The sequence below is a fragment of the Micromonospora sp. NPDC051227 genome (genome assembly GCF_044455385.1).
Taxonomy (GTDB): domain Bacteria; phylum Actinomycetota; class Actinomycetes; order Mycobacteriales; family Micromonosporaceae; genus Micromonospora.
On sequence record NZ_JBITET010000017.1, the window covers coordinates 87,711 to 109,067 of the forward strand.

The window sequence follows — 21,357 nt, forward strand, 5'->3', positions numbered from 1 at the left end:
AATTATTTGCCGTGCAATCCCCAGCAAATTCACGATGAACTTACGGTGCTCGGCGCGTGATTCATCCGTCACGGTCGCGGCCCATCATGCACGACCGTGGGTCGCCTGCCAAGCGCCGAAGCTCGGTCCGGCTCGTGGGCTCAGGAGAGCGTCCACGATGGACGGCCGGGGCGGGCCCGAGCAAGCATCAAACGGACTTAAGCCTTCAAATGCTCGGACTCTTGACGGAAAGTAATCGTCCCAGGTCGTATCGCTGATGCTGAAGCCCGTCTCCACTGCGGCTTGACAGCCGATCGAGCGTGCTGCAACCTACAGCGGCATATCGATGAGTAGCAGCACACGGGGGTGTGAAGCTGTGACCGCTAACTTGGCGGCATTCTGCCGTGCCGAGGCAATACTGATTCTGTTGGGCGATCCGCTCCGGCGTGAATTCCGTCCACCCGAGTCGCCTCTTCGCATCTCCTGAAATTCCCGTCGACCGATGTGTCGACGCCGTAACGCCGTGCCCGTGCAGAGGTAACGGCGATCACGCACCCGGCTGGTGGGCCTTCGCAGGTCTCGCGGCCCTCGCTCGCCTCTCTCTCCGCCTCTCAGCCCGTCCTCTCCTCAGGGGTGACCATGTCCTTCAGCATTCGGCGTCTGCCCGACCCGCGCGGTCGGCTGACCGATCTGCGTGGTCGGTTATCCCGGCAACGCTCGGTGTTCGGCTCCGGCGCCACCCGGTCCCTCCTGGCGGCCGCCCTGGCCGGTGTGCTGATGCTCAACCTGGGTGGCAGCGGGGTGACCGCGCTGCCGGCGGGCGGTGCCCGGGACCGCGACGGCGTCGCCTCCACCGGTCGGGGCGGCGGCGCGAAGCCGAACCAGGCATGGGGCTCGGCGGCGGGCAAGGCGCACGTGACGCCCGGACGCCCCAACCGTGACCTGCCGAAGTCGCAGCGCGGGCAGTACCCGCTGCACAAGCTCGCCGACAAGCCCGCCCCGGGGCGCAACAAGGCGTCCGTGGCGACCGCACCCGTCGACGACACCCGCGGCTTCGACAAGCGGACCAGCCGGGAACGGCCGGCCGAGCGCGACGTCAACCAGCGGGTGTTCGACAACGCCGACGGCACCCAGACCACCGAGTTCTCCTCCGCCCCGGTCAACTACCGCAAGCCGGACGGCACCTGGGCACCCATCGACCACACTCTGGTGGCGGCCGCCGACGGGTGGGGGACCGCCGCCGACTCGGTAGGTCTGCACCTCGCCGGCAACGGCGCAGCGGATCAGTTGGCGCGGCTGAGCTTCGACGCTGACACCGAGTTCGGGTTCGGCCTGGCCGAGGCGTCCAACGCGCCGGGCCGGGTTGACGGCAACGCCGTCACCTACCCCGGCGTACGCCCCGACGTCGACCTGCGCCTGGAGCCCCGGGCCGGTGGCGTGAAGGAAACTTTGGTCCTGCACTCGGCCAAGGCGCCCGCGTCGTACGTGTTCCCGCTGAATCTGCGCAACCTCACCGTGAAGCTGGTCGACGGTCAGGTCGTCCTCAGTGACCGGGAGGGGCGCCAGCGCGGGGTCATCCCGGCGGGTTACATGGTGGACGCAGGTTCCGGCACGGCCGGTCCCGCCACCTCCACCAAGGTCGCGTACGAGCTGGTCACCACGGGTGGGCAGACCGCGCTGAAGGTGACCCCCGACCGGGCCTGGCTGACCGACCCGGCCCGGCGGTACCCGGTCGAGGTCGACCCGACCGTCGGCCCGCCGGTCGCTGCGATCAACGCCGACAGCAGCATGTACGTCCACGGGGATCGCTCCATCGAGGGTAAGGACGAGTTGCTCGTCGGTCGCTCCGCCAATGACAACGCGGCCGCCTACCTCAAGTTCGGCAACCTAGTCAGCCGACTCCAGAACCACACCATCCACGGTGCGGCGCTCTCCGCGGTCAACTTCGACGCGGGTTCCTGCAAGGCGCGGGCGGTCACCGTCCACCCGGTCACCGGGTCGTGGTCGGCCGGCACCGGCTACTCGTACCCGGGGCCGTCAGTGGGTGGCGCGCTGGTCAGCCGCTCGTTCGCCCACGGGTACGTCGCGCTCGGCCAGTCGAAATCCGCGTGCCCGGCGGCCGGGGAGATGTTCGACCTCGGGGCCGGCGGCCGTAACCTGGTGCAGCGCTGGGTCAACGGCCAGCAGGCCAACAACGGTCTCTCGCTGCGCGCGTCGACCACCGACACCTTGGCGTGGAAGAAGTTCGCCGGCACCGGCACGGCCAACCCGCCGGCGCTCTACGTCACGCACAGCCCGTACAACGCCGGGTACGCGATCCCGAAGCCCACTCCGGAGCCCGCCGTCCTGCGCAACCAGGACGGCAAGGTGAAGGTGACGGTCACCAACCTCGGCGCCGAGGCGTGGACGCCGGCCAACTACTACCTCGCCTACCGGGTCTACAACGCGCAGACCGGCGCGGCGGTGACCCAGCAGCGGGCGGCCAATCTGCCCACCACCCTGGCCCGTGGCGCGAAGGTGACCCTCGACGCGACAGTCAAGCGGTTGGAGCCCGGCTCCTACTTCCTCGACTTCACAATGGTGCGTACCGGCGGCGCGGTCTTCACCGACCACCAGGTGCCACCCGGTCGGATCGTGCTCCAGGTGTTCGACGTTCCGCCGGTGGTGCAGGAGCTCTACCCGGAAAACGGCTACCAGGCCCCCACGCTCACCCCGTTGCTCTGGGCCCGGGCCGTGGACACCGACGCCGCACCCGGCGCCACTTTGTCGTTCAAGTTCGAGATCTGCGACCGCACCGACGCCGGTGCGGCGACCAACTGCACCAACTCCGGCTACCAGGCCAAGCAGTCCTGGGTGGTGCCCGCCGGCCGGATGGTCTGGGGCAAGAGCTACCTGTGGCGCTCCTTCGTCAAGGACAGCGCCAACGAGGTCATCTCGCCGTACTCGACCATGCTCAGTTCGGTGCCACAACCGGACCTGCTGTCCCGGATCGCCACCTCGCCCAACGCCGAGCAGGGCCGCGAGTTCGACGCCCAGACCGGCAACTTCGCCACCTCCGCCGTGGACGCCACAGTGGTGACCGTCGGGCCGGAGCTGAACCTGGTCCGCACCTACAACAGCCTCGACCCCCGCACGACCGGCGTCTTCGGCGCCGGCTGGTCCAGCCGGTACGACATGACGCTGGTTCCTGACAACGACGGCTCCGGCAACGTGGTGGTCCGCTACCCGGACGGTCAGGAGGTGCGGTTCGGCAAGAACCCGGACGGCACGTACGCGCCGCCGCCGGGCCGGGTCGCGAAGCTCAGCGTCGACAGCAGCAACTGGAAGCTGGTCGACCGCACCGGCAGCACCTACCAGTTCTCCCTGCTCTACAAACTCCAGAAGATCACCGACAACTCCGGGCACTCGGTCAACCTGACCCTCGACCCGATGACCGGCAAGTTCGCCCGGGCGCAGGTCTCCAACAGCCAGAGCAACACCGCCGGCCGTTCGCTGACCTTCACCTGGAACGGCAACCGCATCGCCTCGGTCAGCACCGACGTGGTCAACGGCGCGAAACTGACCTGGAACTACACCTACGAGGGTGACCTGCTGACCAAGGTCTGCGGCCCGGAGTCCGCCTGCACCAACTACGCCTACGCGGCCGGTTCGCACTACCGCACCGCCGTTCTCGACGCCAAGCCCGACTCGTACTACCACCTCGGCGAGTCCGAGGGCACCGGCGCGGCCAGCGACGTGGCGATCAACCTGGGCAAGGACGCCGGCACGTACCGCAACAACGTCAGTTTGGGCCAGCCCGGCGTGCTGGAGGGCACCAACGGCACCGCCGCCGCCTTCAACGGCACCTCGGCCTACCTTGAGCTGCCCAAGGGCCTGGTCAAAAAGAGCCGTGACGTCTCCGTCGAGCTGTGGTTCAAGATCGGCCTGACCCAGACCGGTGGCCCGCTCATCGGCTACCAGGACAAGGCCGTGGGCACGGCCGCCACCAGCGGCGTCCCCCTGCTCTACACCGGCACCGACGGCAAGCTGCGCGGCCAGTTCGCCACCGGCACGATCGCACCGATCACCTCGGGCATCACGGTCAACGACAACAAGTGGCATCACGTGGTGCTCTCCGCGATGGCCAACACCCAGACCATGTACCTCGACGGGGTCAAGGTCGGTGACCTGACCGGGCAACCGATCGAGCACTCGCTGCTGACCTTCAACCAGGTCGGTCTCGCCTCGGCGACCACGCCCAGTTCCTGGCCGGCCTGGGGCGGCACCGCCCAGCGTTACTTCGCCGGCACCATCGACGAGGTTGCCGTCTACTCCCACCCGATCGGCCCGGACACTGCCAAGGCGCACTTCCAGTACGCGAAGCCGGCCGCCCAGCAGCTGACCCGGGTCACCCTGCCCAGCGGCCGGGTCGCCACCGAGGTCGAGTACGACACTGCCACCGACCGGGTCAAGGAGTACACCGACGACAACGGCGGCACCTGGAAGGTGGGCCAGCCCACCGTCTACGGCGGCGACACCGACCTGCGGCGCAGCGTCCAGGTCCTCGACCCGGCCAACCGCCCCTACCTGTACGAGTACGACGCGCTCGCCGGTCGACTGCTGCGCTCCGGAACCCCGCTCGGACTGGAGACCCGCGAGGAGGACCGACCCGGGCAGACAAGCCCACCGCCGAGCCCGCCGCCCACCGAGGTCTGCACCCAGCCCGACCCGAACGACCCCGCCTTCTGCACGGTGATCCCCGGCGACGCCGGTGGGCCGATCTTCGTGCGGCACCCGTTGGACGGCATGGCCATCCGCTCGTTCTCCTACAACGAGGACGGCCAGCAGAGCAAGGTCACCAATGAGAACGGTGACACGGTGGAGATGACGTACGACAGCAGGGGTCGTCTCGCCACCCGCAAGAGCTGCCGTACGTCCACCCAGTGCTTCACGAACTACTACACCTACCCGGCCTCCATCACCGATCCGTTCGACCCGCGCATCGACCTGGCGGTGGAGCAGCGCGACGGCCGCTCCAGCGGCCCGACCGACAACGGGTTCCTGACCACCTTCACGTACCGAGAGCGCACCGGTCAGCTCCTCACCCAGACCAACCCGGACCTCAGCAGGGTCACCCACACCTACACCAGCGGCGGCGAAGCCGGTATCAACGGCATTCCCCCGTCCGGGTTGCTGGCCAGCAGCATCACCAACGGGCAGACCAAGCCCACCACCTACGCGTACTACGCCAACGGTGACCTGTACAAGGTGACCGAGCCGTCCGGGCTGGTGACCGAGTACACCTACGACGCGCTCGGCCGACGGATCACCGAGAAGGTCATCTCCGACACCTATCCCGCGGGCGTCACCACCACGATCACCTACGACGGGCATTCACGGGTCGCCACCGTCACCGGCCCGGTCACCACCGACGCCGTCACCGGCAAGCAGCACCAGAGCCGGACGGTCAACGAGTACGACGCCGACGGCAACCCCACCAAGGTCACCGCCACCGACCTGCTCGGTGGTGACCCCGAGCGGGTCACCAGCACCGAGTACGACGACGAGGGACGACCGGTCCGGGTCGTCGACCCGGAGGGCAACGAAACCAGCTACGGGTACGACAGGTTCGGCAACAAGACGACCATGACCGACGCCAACGGCAACCGGTACGACTGGGCGTACACCGCCCAGAACAAGGTGGCCGAGGTGCGGCTGCGGGACTGGCGTAGCGACCCGGCCGGCACCCCCGGCACCGGCACCGGCGACTACCTGGTCCTGCACTCCTACTCGTACGACTTCGCCGGGCGGCTGGCCAGCGACACCGACGCCATGGGACGGCGACTGGAGTACAAGTACTACCGCGACGACCTGTTGGAGAAGATCACCCTCAAGGACTTCCGTAACCCTGACGGCTCCAAGCGGGACTACGTCGTGGAGGAGAACACCTACGACGGGGCCGGCAACGTCACTCGCAAGGTCGGGGCCAACGGCACCCAGATCACCGACCACAAGCCGGACAAGGCCGGCAAGGTGGCGAGCACCGTGCTGGACCCGACGGGGGTGCGCCGGACCAACACCTTCACCTACGACTACAACGGCAACGTCAAGCAGACTGTCCGGACCGGCAACCCGTCGAACCTGAACTGGGAGGTGCTGGCCACCTCCGAGGTCGTCGACTACACCTACGACGACGCCGGCAACGTGCTCACCGAGAAGGTCACCGCCGGCAGCAGCACCCGGGTGACCAGCTACACGTACGACAGGCGCGGCCTGCGCACCTCGGTCACCGACCCGCGTGGCAATGTGAGCGGTGCCGACAAGGCGAAGTACACCAGCACCTTCCGCTACGACGAACTCGGCCGTCAGGTCGGGCAGAGCGGCCCGACCGTCCTGGCCGAGAGCGACGGCAACGCGGCCGTTTCCACCAACCCGAGCAGCTCGGTGGGCTACAACACCTTCGGCGAGCAGGTCGCGGTCAAGGACCCGCTCGGGCGGGTCTCCACCTCGGAGTACGACAAGCTGGGCCGGGTGGTGCGCAGCCTCGCGCCGACGTACCAGGCGCCCGGGGCGACCCAGCCGGTCACCCCTGAGCACAAGCGCCGCTACGACGCCCTGGGCAACGTGCTGGAGGAGACCGACCCGGCCGGCATCACCAGCTACACGTACGACCAGCTCAACCGGTTGACCGTGCGGGACGAACCGTCGAAGACCAACGACGATCGGGCGCTCACCCGCTACACCTACACCCGCACCGGTGAGGTCCTTTCGGTCACCGGCCCGACCGGTGCCCGGGTGGAGTCGACCTACGACGATCTCGACCGGCAGGTCACCCAGACCGTCGTCGAGCGCCGGCCGACCACCCGCAACCTGGTCAGCAAGCTCGCCTACGACGACGCGGGCAACCTGACGTCGTCGGTGTCCCCGACCGGGGCGACCACTGTCAACACCTTCAACGCGGCTGGCGACATCACCCGCAGCACCGCGCCGACCGGCGAAGCCATGATCTTCGGGTACGACTTCGCCGGCCGCCAGGTCCGGGTCTCCGACGGGCTCGGCCGCACCACCCGGGTCGGGTACGACCAGTTCGGCAACCGGGTCAGCACCATGAACCTCAAAGCCGACGGCACGGTCCTGCGCACCCAGAGCTACGGCTACGACGTGGCCGGCAACATGACCTCGTCGAAGGACCCCTACAACACCGTCACCACCTACGAGTACGACGCGGCGGACCAGCTCGTCAAGCAGATCGAGCCGACCGACGCCAACCCGATCACCACCACGTTCGGGTACGACGCCGCCGGCAACCGGACCCGCTACACCGACGGCCGCAACAACTCCACCATCTACACGTACAACACGTTGGGTCTGCCGGAATCGGCGATCGAGCCGTCCACGGCGAGCCACCCGGCCGCCGCGGACCGGACCTGGACCGTCGCGTACGACGCCGACGGCAACGCGGTGCGTCTCAGCGCCCCGGGTGGGGTGAGCCGCACGCGGACCTACGACGCGGCCGGCCGACTGACAGTGGAGACCGGTTCCGGGGGTGACACCCCGACCGCGACCCGGACCCTGGACTACGACCAGGACGGCCGGCTGAAGAGCGTCAACGCCCCGGGTGGCAGCAACACGTACAACTGGAACGACAGGGGTGGGCTGCTGTCCACCGCCGGCCCGTCCGGCACGGCGAGCTTCGACTACAACGACGACGGCCAGGTGACCAGCCGCACCGACCTGACCGGCACGGCCAGCTTCGGCTACGTCAAGGGTCGCCTCGACACGCTCACCGACAGCATCACCGGCCAGCAGCAGAAGCTTGGCTACGACGCCGCCGGTGACGTCAAGACCGTCGACTACGGCGCCGGCCGTGTCCGCACCTTCGGGTACGACGACTACGGGCGGGTCGCCAGCGACGTACTGCGCAACGCGGGTGGCCAGACGGTGGCCTCGGTCACCTACGGCTTCGACCTGAACGGCCACCTCACCAGCAAGAACACCACCGGCACCGCCGGTGCCGGCAACAACACCTACGACTACGACAAGGCCGGCCGGCTGATCTCCTGGACCAGCCCGGCCGGGACCGTCACGTACGCCTGGGACGCCAGCGGCAACCGGGTTCGGGCCGGGTCCAAGACCGCGACCTTCGACGAACGCAACCGGCTGCTCTCCGACGGCGACTACACCTACGCGTACACCCCGCGGGGCACCCTGCGGACCCGCACCAGCTCGGGCCTGGCCGAACAGTTCTCGTTCGACGCCTTCGACCGGCTCACCGGGGCGCAGGACCAGACCTACACCTACGACGGCCTGGACCGGGTCGCGTCTCGCACCGGCAACTCCTTCGTCTACGCCGGTCTGGGCGACGAGGTGGTGCACGACGGGTACGAGTACTACGGCCGGGGCCCGAACGACGAGCTGCTCGCCACCGCCCAGGGCGCCGACAAGCGGCTGTCGCTGACCGACGCCCACGGTGACGTGGTGGCGGCCATCAACCCGGCCGACACCCAACTGTCCACGCTGAACGACTCCACCGCGTACGACCCGTTCGGTAAGAAGGTGACCAGCACCGGCAGCACCGGCCGACTGGGCTTCCAGGGGGACTGGACCGACCCGGACACCGGGCAGGTCGACATGGGCGCCCGCTGGTACCAGCCCGGCACCGGCACGTTCACCTCGCGGGACAGCGTCAACTACACCTCCGGCGACTCGATCCTGGCCAACCGCTACACCTACGGTGCTGGCGCCCCGCTGGACTTCGACGACCCGGACGGCCACTGGCCGCGCTGGATGAAGCGGGCCGCGAGCGCGGTGAGCAACACCGTCTCCCACGTCGTCAGCGGCGCGTCCACGGCGTTCAACTACGCCAGGAACTTTGTGTCAACTGTCGCTCACTACGCCTGGTCCGGTATCAAGGCGGTCGGCCGGGTGATCTCCGACGGGGCGAAGTGGATCGCCAACAAGGCCGTGAACGCGGTCAAGATCGTTGGCAGTGCACTCCGGAGCGGGTACAACCAGTTGGCCCGCGCCGCCGACTGGGCGAAACAACAGGCCAAGGTCGTCGCCCAACGCATCTACCAGGCAAAGGTCGCGGTGACCGCCGCCGCGAAGTCGGCCATCAAACAAGCTGTCAAGTTCACCAAGTTGGCCGTGATCCCTGCCCTGACGAAGCCGCTCATGGCGCTCGGCAAGGTGGTCTCCACCGGATTCAAGATGGCGGCGAGTGTCGTCGCGGTCACCACAATGGCCATCCAGGATCCACAGAAGTTCAAACAGAACCTCTGGCTGGCGGCCGCACAAAAGTTGGCGCCGCTCGTCGAGGGCGCCGAGAAGATGTGGGACAAGGCGACCCAGTTCGTCGAGGATCACGCCGCCGAGATCGCCGGGTTCGCCGTCGGTGCCGTCGTCGGCCTGGGCTGCGCCGCGGCCATCGGCTGGACCGGTGTCGGGGCGGTGGCCTGCGGGGCGCTCGCCGGCGCGGTCGGCTCGGCGGTCACCGGCTACATGGACGGCAAGCGCGGCTGGGACCTCGCTGGCGCGACCGCCATGGGGGGCCTCTTCGGCGCGGCGGGCGGAGCGCTCGGCGCGGTTGCCGGCCAAGCTGTCGGAGCCGCCGTACGGGGACTCTCCGGAGTGGCCGTGAGAGGAGCTAGTGCTGCCGCCTCAGCTGCCGCCAGCACGGGCCGCACTGCGGCTGGTGCTGCGGGAGCTTCCGGGCGGATGGTTCTTATGGATTCGGCCGACGCCTTCGCTCAGAACGTCACCCGGACCGCACAGAAGCCGGGATGGTTTGATGTCGTCGCTCATGGGTCGAGGAATTCCGTCGAACTGGCGGACAAGACGAAGATCAGGCACCGTACACTTGCACGACTTATTCAGAACCACCCGGACTATGAAGGTCAAGGGGTGCGGCTGCTGAGTTGTAGTACCGGAGCGGGCGCGAATTGTTTCGCCCAAAACCTCGCCAACCGTATGGGCGTCGACGTAATGGCGCCTGACGGTAAGCTCTGGGCCGGTACTGCTGGCACACTTCGGGTCGGCAAAGAGTGGCGGACTGCTAGGATATCGAGAATATTCGACGTATTTTCACCGAATCGAGGGTGACTTCTGTGCGGGATGTTGGCTATTTCAGAGAACTTCCTCATGGGGGCACGGAGGGGCCTAGCTTGGCCGAAGCTCAGGGTGAGTTGGCCGAGGAGGTCGTTGCCATGGCTGCTGAATACCTGAAGAATGGGCAGGTGGTTGCGGCGGCTTCTGGTTACGCGTTCGACGAGCTGGCCCCCGATCGCCCCGAGATTGCGCCACTCTCCATTCTTACCGATGGCGAATGGTCTTGGCCGAGCGATCTCTCATATTACGTGCAGAAGTATCAGGTCGGCCTGCCGGAGGAGTTCCTTCAGCACGCGGCGGCACGTGGTTGGCGAGTGCAGAAGCTTGCTCCAGAGGAGCTCGAAGAAATTTCTGAAAATATGTAGCTCCTGTTTGCAGCTTGCGCTCCAGGTGTCTGGAAGTGTCTGAAAGTGATGAGCGGGCCAGGAGCGCTTGGTGTTTTGTATGGAGTCCGTCAGCAACTGCATACGTAGTGATCACGTCCGGGTGTTGTGGCAAGCGAGAAAGCTGAAGTGGAGCTGCCGGAATGGCTGTGAGTTTACGAGCGCGCTTTGCGCTCGCAATGGTATTAATCCTCGGCGCGGTTGCGGGCGGGATTCAAATCGGCGTTTCCGGGGCGTATGCCGACGCCGCCGGCAGGGGTGGTGACTTCGTGCCGATCGACAGCATCGCCCTGCTGGACACCCGGGACGGCACCGGCGGCACGACCGGTGTTCGGGGCGCCAAGTCCGTCACCACGTTCAACGCCGTCGGCGTTGGCGGTATCCCGGCCAGCGGCGTCAGCGCGTTGATGCTCGACGTGACGGCGATCTACCCGACCGCCAACACGTTCCTGACCATCTACCCGGACCTGACGGACCCGAAGGCCTCGGCCATGAACGCCTCGATCGGTGAGGTCATGACCAACTCGGCGGTGGTCAAGCCCGGTACGAACGGCAAGCTCGCGGTGCGCAACGCGGGCGGAAACGTCCACATCAGAGTGGACGTGGTGGGCTACTTCACCACCGCCACCGGCAGCCTCGGCTCCGGTTTCGTGCCGGTGGACCACACCCGGGTGGTCGACACCCGGACCGGCCAGGGGATCACCGCCGGCACCATGCCCACCCGTGGGACGCGTACCGCAAACATCTACGGCGGTGGGCTGGTGCCCAGTTCCGCGACGGCGGTCATGCTGGACGTCGTGGTGATCGGCGCGACCGGCAACGGCTGGTTGACCGTCGGGTCGAGTACGGCCGCAGAGACCGGCATCGATTACGCCAAGGGCGCCACCTCGATGGGGATGGTCGTCAAACTGAACCCCGGTGCCAGCTCCGTGACGTTGGAGAATCGCGGGCCGGCCGTGCATGTGGCCATCACGGTCCAGGGCTACTGGACCGGCAGCCCGACCACCGGCGCCGGCCTGCGCACGGTTCCGGCGACCACCCTGTACGACAGCCGTTTCCCCAGTGGCGCCCAGCCGGTGCCCGCCTTCGGCGCCGTCGATGTCGCGGTAGCGGGCACCAACGGCCTGCCGACCCGTGGCATCGCCGCGGCCGTCCTCAATGTGCACGCGGTCGCCTCGACGGTGGACGGGTTCTTCAATGTCACGCCCCTGGGCGGCGTCGAAAACACCGCGTCGACGACGAACTTCCCCGCCGGGCACGTCGCCCGGTCCAGCATCGTGGTGACCAAGCTGGGCACCGAGGGGAAGGTCCGAATCAGGAACGCCAGTAGTGGGACAGTGCACATCGTGGTCGACTTGCAGGGCTGGTACGCCGACCCGATGCCGTTCCTGCCGACTGAGTCCTTCTCCCGCTCGACGGCGTTGCAGGGGGAGCCGAGCGACGGCAGTTCGCTCGGAGTCATCGTCTACGCGCACACCGACAACACCGGGCAGGTGCGGGTCGTCCACCAGCAGAACCCGGACGATTTCAGCAGTGTCCAGCACATCCCCCAGTTCGGCGCGGAGGCGTTCACCGGGCAGCCCTCTCTCAACGTGCAGAACGGCACCAAGCAGGTGCAGATCAGCGCCCTGCACACCACCGGCACCGTGTGGACCGGTGCCCAGACGGCGGCGAACGCGGCGACCTGGGCAACGACCGGCGACCTGGGCGGCACCATGGTGGGCCGGCCCGCCACGGTCACCCTCGCCGACGGCACCAGCGTGGTCTTCGCCGTGGATGTCGACGGTCGCCTGTGGCACTACCGTCAGACCGGGACGGGTGCGTCGTGGAAGAGCTTCGGTGACGTCGACCTCACCGGCGGTGTCACTCTGGTGAAGGTTGACGCCGGTGTCCGACTGGTTGCCACCACCATGACCGGCACCATCAAGACCGCGCTCTACTCCACCGATGGGGCACTCACCGGCTGGACCGACCTGGGCGGAAACGTGACCGGCGTGCCGGCTGCCTTCATCAACCAGGGCTACCGCACCGCGGTGGTGGCGCGTGCGGCCGACGGCTCGCTGGTCATGAAGAAGCAGGAACTGGGTGGGGCCTGGCCGACCACCTGGCAGACGGTGGGTACGTTCACCGCCGCCGGTTCCCCTGCCGCGATCCTCGACCCGGCGTTGGGCCGGATCGCCGTTGTCGCCCGTGGGCCTGACAACGAGATGTACCGGGCGTACGAGACCGAGCAGGGCTCGGGCGCCTTTGGTGAGTGGCTGCGCCTGTACGAGAACCCGGGCGACCCGACCGCCGCCACCGCCGCCACCGATCCCACCATCGCGCCGATCCAGAACTCCGGCGGGCCCGGGTTCGTGGTGGTCTACCGCAACCGGAACAACACCACCATCGCGCTGGACCGGCGGTTTGCCGCCCCCGGAGGGATGGCGGCAGCGAAGGTGAGCCCGTCGGCGGTCAGCTTCACCCCGCACCTCATCCCGACGCCGCCGGCCTGATTCCCGGCACCACCAGCCCGGGGGCCTTCGTCCACGTGACGGAGGCCCCCGAGCGTCCGAGAGTTTCTGCAATTAGCGAGAGAACTCATAGACCTGATCTTCACGGATGACATGAGCTACTTCGACAGTCTGCCGGAGGTGATTGACCGCGAGTTGGCCACACCGCTGGCCGGCTTGTTGAATGCACTCTCCGAAGATCGTGGACTGGTGGATGTAGTTGGAGCGGCACGGTTGGTGGGAGAGGTGGCAGTTCAAGTCTGGTCCCGCGCTCCCTCCGGAGTCGGCGACGCTTATCGGGAATCTGGAAAGGAGTCGCCAGAACTTGCAGCTGAAACGATGAGAATTCCGCACGGTTTCCGACCACCTTCGCCGTTGCTTCCTCTAGGAGGAATTTGCATGAAAGAATTATTAACCTCACGTTTGCGCGCCCGTGTCGGCAGTGGATTAGCTGCCCTTGGTATCGTGCTGGCAATGGTTGTCTCGCCGACCCCAGCCCACGCCGACGCCGCGGGCAGGGGTGGTGACTACGTACCGATCGACAGCGTGACCCTCCTGGACACCCGGGACGGCACGGGCGGCACTACCGGTGTCCGGGGCGCCAAGTCCGTCACCACGTTCAACGCCGTCGGCATCGGCGGTATCCCGTCCAGCGGCGTCAGCGCGTTGATGGTGGACGTGACGGCGATCAGCCCGACCGCCAACACGTTCCTGTCCGTCTACCCGGACCAGACGAGCCGGACGACCTCGGAGCTGAATGCCGCGGTCGGCGAGGTGATCACCAACTCGGTGGTGGTCAAGCCGGGTGCGAACGGCAAGATTGCGGTTTACAACCTGACCGGCAGTCTGCACATCAAAGTGGACGTGGCGGGCTACTACACCACCGCCACGGGCAGCGTCGGCTCTGGCTTCGTGCCGGTGAACCACACGCGGGTGGTCGACAGCCGAGTAGGACTGGGGATCGCCACCGGCACCCTGCCCACCAGCGGGACCCGCACCGCCAACCTTTCCGGTGGCGGGCTGGTGCCCAGCACCGCGAAGGCGGTCATGCTCGACGTGGTGGTGACAGGTTCAACCGGCAACGGTTGGGTGACGGTCGGGTCGAGCGCGACCGCGAAGGTCGGCATCGACTACGTCAAGGCCACCACGTCCATGGTGATGGCGGTCAAGCTCAGCTCCGATGGCAGCCGTAACGTGCAACTGGAGGCTCGCGGGCCCGCCGTGCACGTCGCCATCACGGTCCAGGGGTACTGGACCAGCAGCCCGACCACCGGCGCGGGTCTGCGTCCGATCCCGGCGACAAGGCTGTACGACAGCCGCTTGCCCACCGGTGCCCAGGCGGTGCCCGCGGGCGGCTCCGTCGACGTCGGGGTGGGCGGCACCAACGGCCTGCCGACTCGCGGCATCGCCGCCGCCGTCCTCAACGTGCACGTGGTCGGTCCCGCGGCCGCCGGTTATCTCACCGTCACGCCGCTTGACGGCACTCCGAACCCCACCTCGACTGCCGACTTCCCCGCCGGGCTCAACAACACCCGATCGAGCCTCGTGGTGACCAAGCTGGGCACCGAGGGGAAAGTTCGGATCAAGAACGTCAGCGGCGGTACTGCGCACATCTTGGTCGACCTGCAGGGCTGGTTCGCCGACCCGCTTCCGTTCCTGCCGGTGCAATCCTTCTCTCGGTCGGCGGCGAGGCAGGGAGAGCCGAGCGACGGCAGCGCGCTCGGGACCATCGTTTACGCGCACACTGACAACACCGGTCAGGTGCGGGTCGTCCACCAGGCGAACCCCGACGACTTCGCCAGCGTCCAGCACACCCCCCTCTTCGGCGCGGAGGCGTTCACCGGACAGCCCGCACTCAACGTGCTGGGCGCCAGCAAGCAGATGCAGATCAGCGTCCTGCACACCACGGGTACGGTCTGGGCCGGTGCCCAGACGGTGGCAAACGCCGCGACCTGGGGCACCACCGGGAACTACGGCGGAACCATGGCAGCCCCGCCTGTCGCGGTCACTCTCGCCAACGGCAGCAGCGTGATCTTCGCGGTGGACGCCGACGGTCGCCTGTGGCACTACCGTCAGACCGGGACCGGTGCGTCGTGGAAGAGCCTCGGTGACGTCGACCTCGCCGGTGGCTTCGCCACTCTCGCGCTTGACACCGGGATTCAGTTGGTCGCCACGACCAGCACCGGCACCATCAAGACCGCGTTCTACTCGACCGACGGGGCACTCACCGGTTGGACCGACCTGGGCGGAAACGTGACAGGCGTGCCGGCTGCCTTCCTCATCCAGGGCCCCCGCACCGCTGTGGTGGCGCGTGCGGCCGACGGTTCGCTGGTGATGAAGAAGCAGGAACTGGGTGGCGCCTGGCCGACCACCTGGCAGACGGTGGGCACGTTCACCGCTGCCGGTTCCCCGGCCGCGATTGTCGACCCGGCGTTGGGCCGGATCGCCGTTGTCGCCCGTGGACCCGACAATGAGATGTACCGGGTGTACGAGACCGAGCAGGGCTCGGGCACCTGGGGTGAATGGCTGCGCCTCTACGAGAACCCGGGCGACCCGACCGCCGCCACCGCCGCCACCGATCCCACGATCGCGCAGATCCAGAACAGCGGTGGAGTTGGCTTCGTGGTGGTCTACCGCAACCGGAACAACACCACCATCGCGCTGGACCGGCGGTTCGCCGCCCCCGGAGGGATGGCGGCAGCGAAGGTGAACCCGTCCGCGGTCAGCTTCGCCGCGCACCTGATTCCGACGCCGAAGGGCTGAGCCCCGGCACCACCAGCCCTGAGGGCCGCCGTCCACGTGACGGAGGCCCCCAGGTCGCTGTTCAGCAGTACCTAGACTGGCGTGATGAGCGTTGGCACCGACGGTCGGGGGATGGCCGAGCTGGCGGCGTTGCTGGCCGACGGCACCCGCGCCGGAATGTGCCTGGCGCTGCTCGACGGGCGGGCGTGGACCGCCGGTGAGCTGGCCCGGCGCGCCGGTGTCGCCCCGTCGACGGCCAGCGACCACCTCACCCGACTCGTCCGCGGTGGCCTGCTCGTCGAGGAACGGCAGGGCCGGCACCGCTACCTGCGACTGGCCGGGCCGTCGGTGGCCCAGCTCATCGAGGACCTGGCCGGGCACGCTCCGGCCGCGCCCGCACCGACCGGGTCGCTGCGCGCGGTGACCGCCAGCGCCTCCCTGGCGTACGCCCGAACCTGCTACGACCACCTCGCCGGGCGGTTGGGCGTGCTGATGTACGACGCGCTGCTGGCCGAGCGCCGACTCGACCGGTCCAGCGGGTTGGCGCTGACACCCGACGGGTGGGCCTGGGCGGCCGGGTTGGGCGTACCCGTTGACGTGCTGCGCGCCGCCCGCCGCCCGGTGGTCAGAGACTGCCTGGACTGGACCGAACGCCGCCCGCACCTGGCCGGGGCGCTCGGCGCGGCGCTCTGCCGCCGCTTCACCGACCTGGGCTGGGTCAGCCAGGGCACCGGCCGCGCCGTCCGTCTCACTCCCACCGGCCGCCCCGGCCTGGCCGCGGCCCTGTCCATCCCCGAACACACCCTCGACCCGCCGGCAGCCCCGCCGCCCACGAGCGGCCGCGCCTGACCGGCGAGCAGCGGGTGAACGCGGCGGCATCGTTCGGTGTGGGGCGAACGGTTCGCGCCCTACGGTCGGGCGGTGACTGACAACTGGCCGCACATTGCGCCCGCCCCGGGAACACCGGCGTGTGGGCCGCCCTCGTTCGAACCGGAACGCGGTTGGTGGGTGACCCGGCACGCCGACGTGAGCGCGGCGCTGACCGACCCGGCATTCCAGGTACCGGCCGTCGACACCGGTTCGCCCGGCACCCTCGCCTGGCTGCGCACCACCGTCAGCCGGTTCAGTCCACCGCGACGGCACGCCGACCGTCGGGCGGTCGCGGTGAGCGCGCTGGCCTCGCTGGACCCGGACGACCTGCGACACGACGCGGCGCGGCTGACAGTTGCTGTTCTCGACCGCGCCGGCGACCGCGTCGACGTGATGCGGGAACTGGCCCGGCCGGTTCCGCTGCGGGCGTTGGCCGATCGCCTCGGTTTCGCTGATCCGGCAGCCGCCGGGACGGCGGTCGCGGTCGTCGCGGCGGCGTACCATCCGGGGGTGGACCCGGCCTTGACCGCGCGGGCCGACCAGGCGGTGACGGCGCTGCTGGCACTCGCGCCGCAGGGTCCGTCGGAGGTACGGGCGAACCTGATCGGTCTGCTGGTCCAGGCGTGCGACGCGACCGCCGGCCTGATCGGCGCCGCCACCCATCACCTGCTGCCCCCGGCCGTCCCGGGAGCGGCGGCCACGGCACGGACCGCCGACCTGCTGGCCGAGGTGCTGCGCCTCGACCCACCGGTCCGGGCCACCCGACGGGTCACCGTCGACGAGGTACGGCTGGGCGGGCAGGATCTGCCGGCGGGCAGTCCGGTGCTGCTGCGCTTCGACGCGGCCAACCGTGACCCGCGGGCGTTCACCGAGCCCGCGACGTTCCAGCCCGGTCGTCCCGGTGCCGGGCTGTTGACCTTCGGGACGGGGGAGCGGGGTTGCCCCGGCGACCGGCACGCCCTGGCGCTGGCCACCGGGGTGCTCGACGTGCTGCGAGAACGCAGCCGGCGCGGCCCGACCCCGGTGCGCCACGAGCCGCACCCGACCCTGCGGGTGCCGACAACTCTGGAGGTGAGCGTCCGATGAGCGAACGTCGTGCCGCGTTCCACGCCCTGCACCGCGCCGGTCGTCCCCTGCTGCTGCCCAACGCGTGGGACCACGCCTCGGCGGCGGCGCTCGCCGCGCGTGGACATCCGGCCATCGGCACCACCAGCCTCGGGGTCGCCGCGACCGCCGGCCTTCCCGACGGCGTCGCGGCCACCGCGGCGGAGACCCTCGCCCTGGCCCGCCGGCTGGCTCGGCTGCCAGTGCTCCTCAGCGTGGACGTGGAAGGTGGCTTCAGCGACGACCCGGCGGAGGTCGCCGAGTACGTGGCGGAGTTGGCCGGGCTCGGCGTGGTCGGAATCAACCTGGAGGACGGGCGCGCCGATGGCACCCTCGCCGACACCGAGGTCGCCGCTGCCAAGATCGTGGCAGTGAAGGCGGCGGTGCCGGAGCTGTTCGTCAACGCCCGCACCGACACCTGGTGGCTCGGGGTGGACGACCCACTGCCGCAGACCCTCGCTCGTGCTCGCGCCTACCGGGTGGCCGGTGCCGACGGGATCTTCGTGCCCGGGACCGTCGACCTGGCCACCCTGCGTGTCCTCACCGAGCGGATCGACGCTCCGGTGAACGCCCTGTACCAGCCGGGCGGGCCGGGGCTGGCTGAGTTGGGAGGGGCCGGGGTGGCCCGGGTCAGCACCGGATCGCTGCTGTTCCGGGCCGCGCTGAATGCCGCGCTTGCCGCCGCCGCCGCCATCCGCGACGGCCGGCCCACCACACCTGCGGGACTGCCGTCGTACGCCGAGGTGCAGGCCCTGGTGCGGACGGACGGCGACTGACGGTGGCCGCCGACGCTCCGGCGCTGGTTGCCGGGCGGGGTCTGGCCTGGGCTGAACGGTGCCTTTGGGGCTGAATCGTTTGTGACATCACGGCCCCCTGTGTGGCGACATCTCCGCCCGCTTGTGTGGCATCACGGTCCCGCTTGCGAAGCCGGCGGCGTTGATTCGTTGGCGACATCAGCTCCAAAGCGCCAAACCCAAGGATCACCCCGGTGCGTCGTTCACGCTCCGTTAGGGGGTAAATAGGAGGATCGTTCGGTCCGTTCCGGTCCCGATGATTACGGTGTGTTTCAGGGCGAACCACCCAGTGTCGTGACCGGAGAGAGGGACCCGTCATGCGAGTGCCCAGCCGTAGCCCGGGACAGCAACCCGGTTCGCCTCCGTCGCCCACCGCTCCGGCCCGCCGCCGACCCTCCGGTGCGACCCCCCGCCGCGTTTCCGCCCCCGCTCCCGACCTGCCCGCTTACCGGGCCGCCGTCGCCGAACTGGTGGTCGAGGTCGGCGCCCTGGCCGACGCGGCGAGCACCCGGGCCCGGCAGGTGCTCGTCGACGAGCGGCTGCGGGAGCCGGCGCTCGCCGCGGTCCTCGACGCCACCCCGCAGGGGCTGATCGGCGCGCGCGAGACGTTGCTGCTGGAGATGGCCCGCTACCAACCGAACGACCGCACCTCCGCGACTGACCTCAGCGCACTGGTCCGGATCTACCTGCTCTCCCGCATCGACGTGCTGTGGTGGCAGGACGCGCCGACCTTCGTCACCGACGACCAGGTCAACGGCAGCCCCGAGTTGGTCGACCTGGAGTGGCTGCGCCGCCGCGACCTGCTGCGCTTCCGCTACCAGGAGCAGCCCGCCACGATGCTCGGCCGCGCCGCCCGCGGGCTGCGTCGCCGGCTGCGACCCGACGCCACCCCGCGCACCGCGGGGCTGCTGTTCCGCCGCGCCCGGCGCGAGGTGGTGGCGCTGCTCAACGACATCGGACGGGAGTTCACCGCCGTCGCGCCGCCGGCCACCCCGCCGCTCTGGGTGACCAGCCTGGTCCGCAGCGCCGAGCACCAGTACCGGCTGCGCCGCCTGGGCTACGCGGCGATGCTGCCCAGCGGGCACTGCCTCGGCTACTCGGCCGACGTCGAGCTGGCCTGGTTCGAGCGGTTCGGCGCGCGCGAGGCCCTGGCGGAGCTGCTGCTGAGCCGGCAGGAGGCCGGTGAGCTGAACCTGATCGACGAGGGGCAGGCCTGGCACCTGTGTCTCGCGCCGACCGCCCGGCGTCGCCTACGCCGGGCGTACGAGGCTGAGATGGGGATCTGAGCCGGTGTGCGGCATCGCGTTGAGCATCGGCCCGGAGGCCGACCCGGCGACCTTCCGGCGGATGCTCGCCGCCCTGGCCCCGCGCGGTGAGGTCACCGAGACCCGGTCGGAGAGCGGGCTGCTCGCCGGCACCCGCCGGCTGCGGATCGTCGACCGGGACCGGGCGGTGCAACCGTGGACGTCGACCGACGAGCGTTGGATGCTCTGCTTCAACGGCGAGATCTTCAACTACCGGGAGTTGCGGGCGCAGCTGACCCGCCTGGGGCAGGCCTTCCGCACCGAGAGCGACACCGAGGTGCTGCTCGCCGCGTTCCAGCAGTGGGGCGAGGCGGCGGTGACCCGACTCCGCGGTGAGTACGCCTTCGCGGTCGTCGAACGGGCCACCGGCAGGGCGTACCTGGCCCGCGACCCGCTCGGGGTCAAACCGCTGTACTGGTCCCGTAGACCCGGCTGCCTGCACCTCGCCTCCGAGGTCAAGGCGCTCGTCGGGCACGGCGCCCCGATCGCGGAGGTGCCGCCCGGGCACCACGGCTGGGCGGAGGCGGACGGGCACGTGCGACTGAGCCCGTACGTCGACCTGCTCACCATCGGCGACGGCCTGCCGGTCATCGACGACCCGGACGAGGCCGCGCTGCTGGTCCGCGCCGCGCTCAGCGACGCGATCCGGATGCGGGTGGAGACCGACCTGACCGTCGGGGTGGTGCTCTCCGGTGGGCTGGACAGCTCGTTGACCCTGCGGCAGGTGCGCGACATCCACCCGGACTGCGTCGCGGTGACCGTCGGCGTGGCCGACAGCCCCGACGTGGCGTACGCCCGGCGGCTCGCCGCCGACCTCGACGTACCGCACGTGGTGGTCGAGCTGCGACCGCGTGACATCCGGCTCGCCGACGTCCGCGAGGCCATCCGGATCTCCGAGCTGACCGAGTACGGCGACATCATCAACGCGGTCGTCTCGGTGCCGATCTTCCGGCGGCTCCGTGACCTGGGCATCAAGGTGGTGCTGACCGGCGACGGCTCCGACGAGCTGTTCGGCGGGTACCCGATGTATCACCAGGTCGCCCCGGCGGCGGCCCGCAGGCTGTTCCTGCACCGGATCCGCAACCTGTGCCGCACCGAGTTGCAGCGGGTCGACCGGGCCGCCATGGCCCACGGCGTGGAGGCCCGGGTGCCGTTCCTCGACCTCAGCGTGGTGGAGCTGGCGATGCGGTTGCCGGTGGATCTGAAGCTGCGCCACGGGCAGGAGAAGTGGATCGTCCGACGGGCGTTCGCCGACGTGCTGCCCGACTACATCCTCCGCCGTCCGAAGAACCCGATGTCGTACTCGTCGGGGCTGCACGAGCGGGTCCGGCTGTACAAGCCGCTCTTCGCCCGGCTGCACCGCTCCTTCGGCTACGACCTGCAGGAGCCCGTCCGTCGGGACTTCGACACCGTGCTGAGCCGCTGCGGCAACGACCTGGACCGGGCCATCGCCGACGGGCTGACCCGACCGGACTACACGGTCCTGGAGCACGCCCGCGACCTGGTCGGCGCGGCCAAGTGGAACGCCGCTCCAGTGGTCCGCCGGCTGGTCGGCCCGCGCCCCGCCCGCCACTGACGGCCGCCCCGCACACCACGCTTGACA

The 21,357-nt window shown here is 69.4% G+C and carries 9 protein-coding genes; all 9 read left to right on the forward strand.

Annotated features, from left to right (window positions below; genetic code table 11):
* Positions 1–618: 618 nt before the first annotated feature.
* The 9 genes from ACIA47_RS29390 to ACIA47_RS29430 all read left to right on the forward strand — a co-directional run bounded on the left by ACIA47_RS29390 (position 619) and on the right by ACIA47_RS29430 (position 21,330).
* A complete protein-coding gene (locus ACIA47_RS29390) occupies positions 619–10,059 on the forward strand; it encodes a LamG-like jellyroll fold domain-containing protein (RefSeq protein WP_396711556.1) in 9,441 nt (3,146 codons plus the stop codon).
* Positions 10,060–10,121: 62 nt separating this feature from the next.
* Positions 10,122–10,430 carry a hypothetical protein gene (locus ACIA47_RS29395; RefSeq protein WP_396711557.1) on the forward strand — a complete coding sequence of 103 codons (309 nt, stop codon included), beginning with the start codon at positions 10,122–10,124 and terminating at the stop codon, positions 10,428–10,430.
* A 161-nt stretch (positions 10,431–10,591) separates the two neighbouring features.
* Positions 10,592–12,943, forward strand: coding sequence for a hypothetical protein (locus ACIA47_RS29400; protein ID WP_396711558.1), 2,352 nt, complete (start codon positions 10,592–10,594; stop codon positions 12,941–12,943).
* 111 nt (positions 12,944–13,054) lie between these two features.
* A complete protein-coding gene (locus ACIA47_RS29405; protein ID WP_396711559.1) occupies positions 13,055–15,703 on the forward strand; it encodes a hypothetical protein in 2,649 nt (882 codons plus the stop codon).
* An 84-nt stretch (positions 15,704–15,787) separates the two neighbouring features.
* Positions 15,788–16,531 carry an ArsR/SmtB family transcription factor gene (locus ACIA47_RS29410; RefSeq protein WP_396711560.1) on the forward strand — a complete coding sequence of 248 codons (744 nt, stop codon included), beginning with the start codon at positions 15,788–15,790 and terminating at the stop codon, positions 16,529–16,531.
* Positions 16,532–16,603: 72 nt separating this feature from the next.
* The gene (locus ACIA47_RS29415; protein ID WP_396711561.1) at positions 16,604–17,638 is read left to right on the forward strand and encodes a cytochrome P450; all 1,035 of its coding nucleotides are present in this window, start codon (positions 16,604–16,606) and stop codon (positions 17,636–17,638) included.
* Positions 17,635–18,432 carry an isocitrate lyase/phosphoenolpyruvate mutase family protein gene (locus tag ACIA47_RS29420; protein WP_396711562.1) on the forward strand — a complete coding sequence of 266 codons (798 nt, stop codon included), beginning with the start codon at positions 17,635–17,637 and terminating at the stop codon, positions 18,430–18,432. Before ACIA47_RS29415 ends, ACIA47_RS29420 begins: the two co-directional genes overlap by 4 nt.
* Positions 18,433–18,767: 335 nt before the next feature.
* The gene (locus tag ACIA47_RS29425; RefSeq protein ID WP_396711563.1) at positions 18,768–19,736 is read left to right on the forward strand and encodes a DUF5715 family protein; all 969 of its coding nucleotides are present in this window, start codon (positions 18,768–18,770) and stop codon (positions 19,734–19,736) included.
* Positions 19,737–19,740: 4 nt separating this feature from the next.
* Positions 19,741–21,330, forward strand: coding sequence for an asparagine synthetase B family protein (locus ACIA47_RS29430; protein ID WP_396711564.1), 1,590 nt, complete (start codon positions 19,741–19,743; stop codon positions 21,328–21,330).
* Positions 21,331–21,357 lie beyond the last annotated feature (27 nt).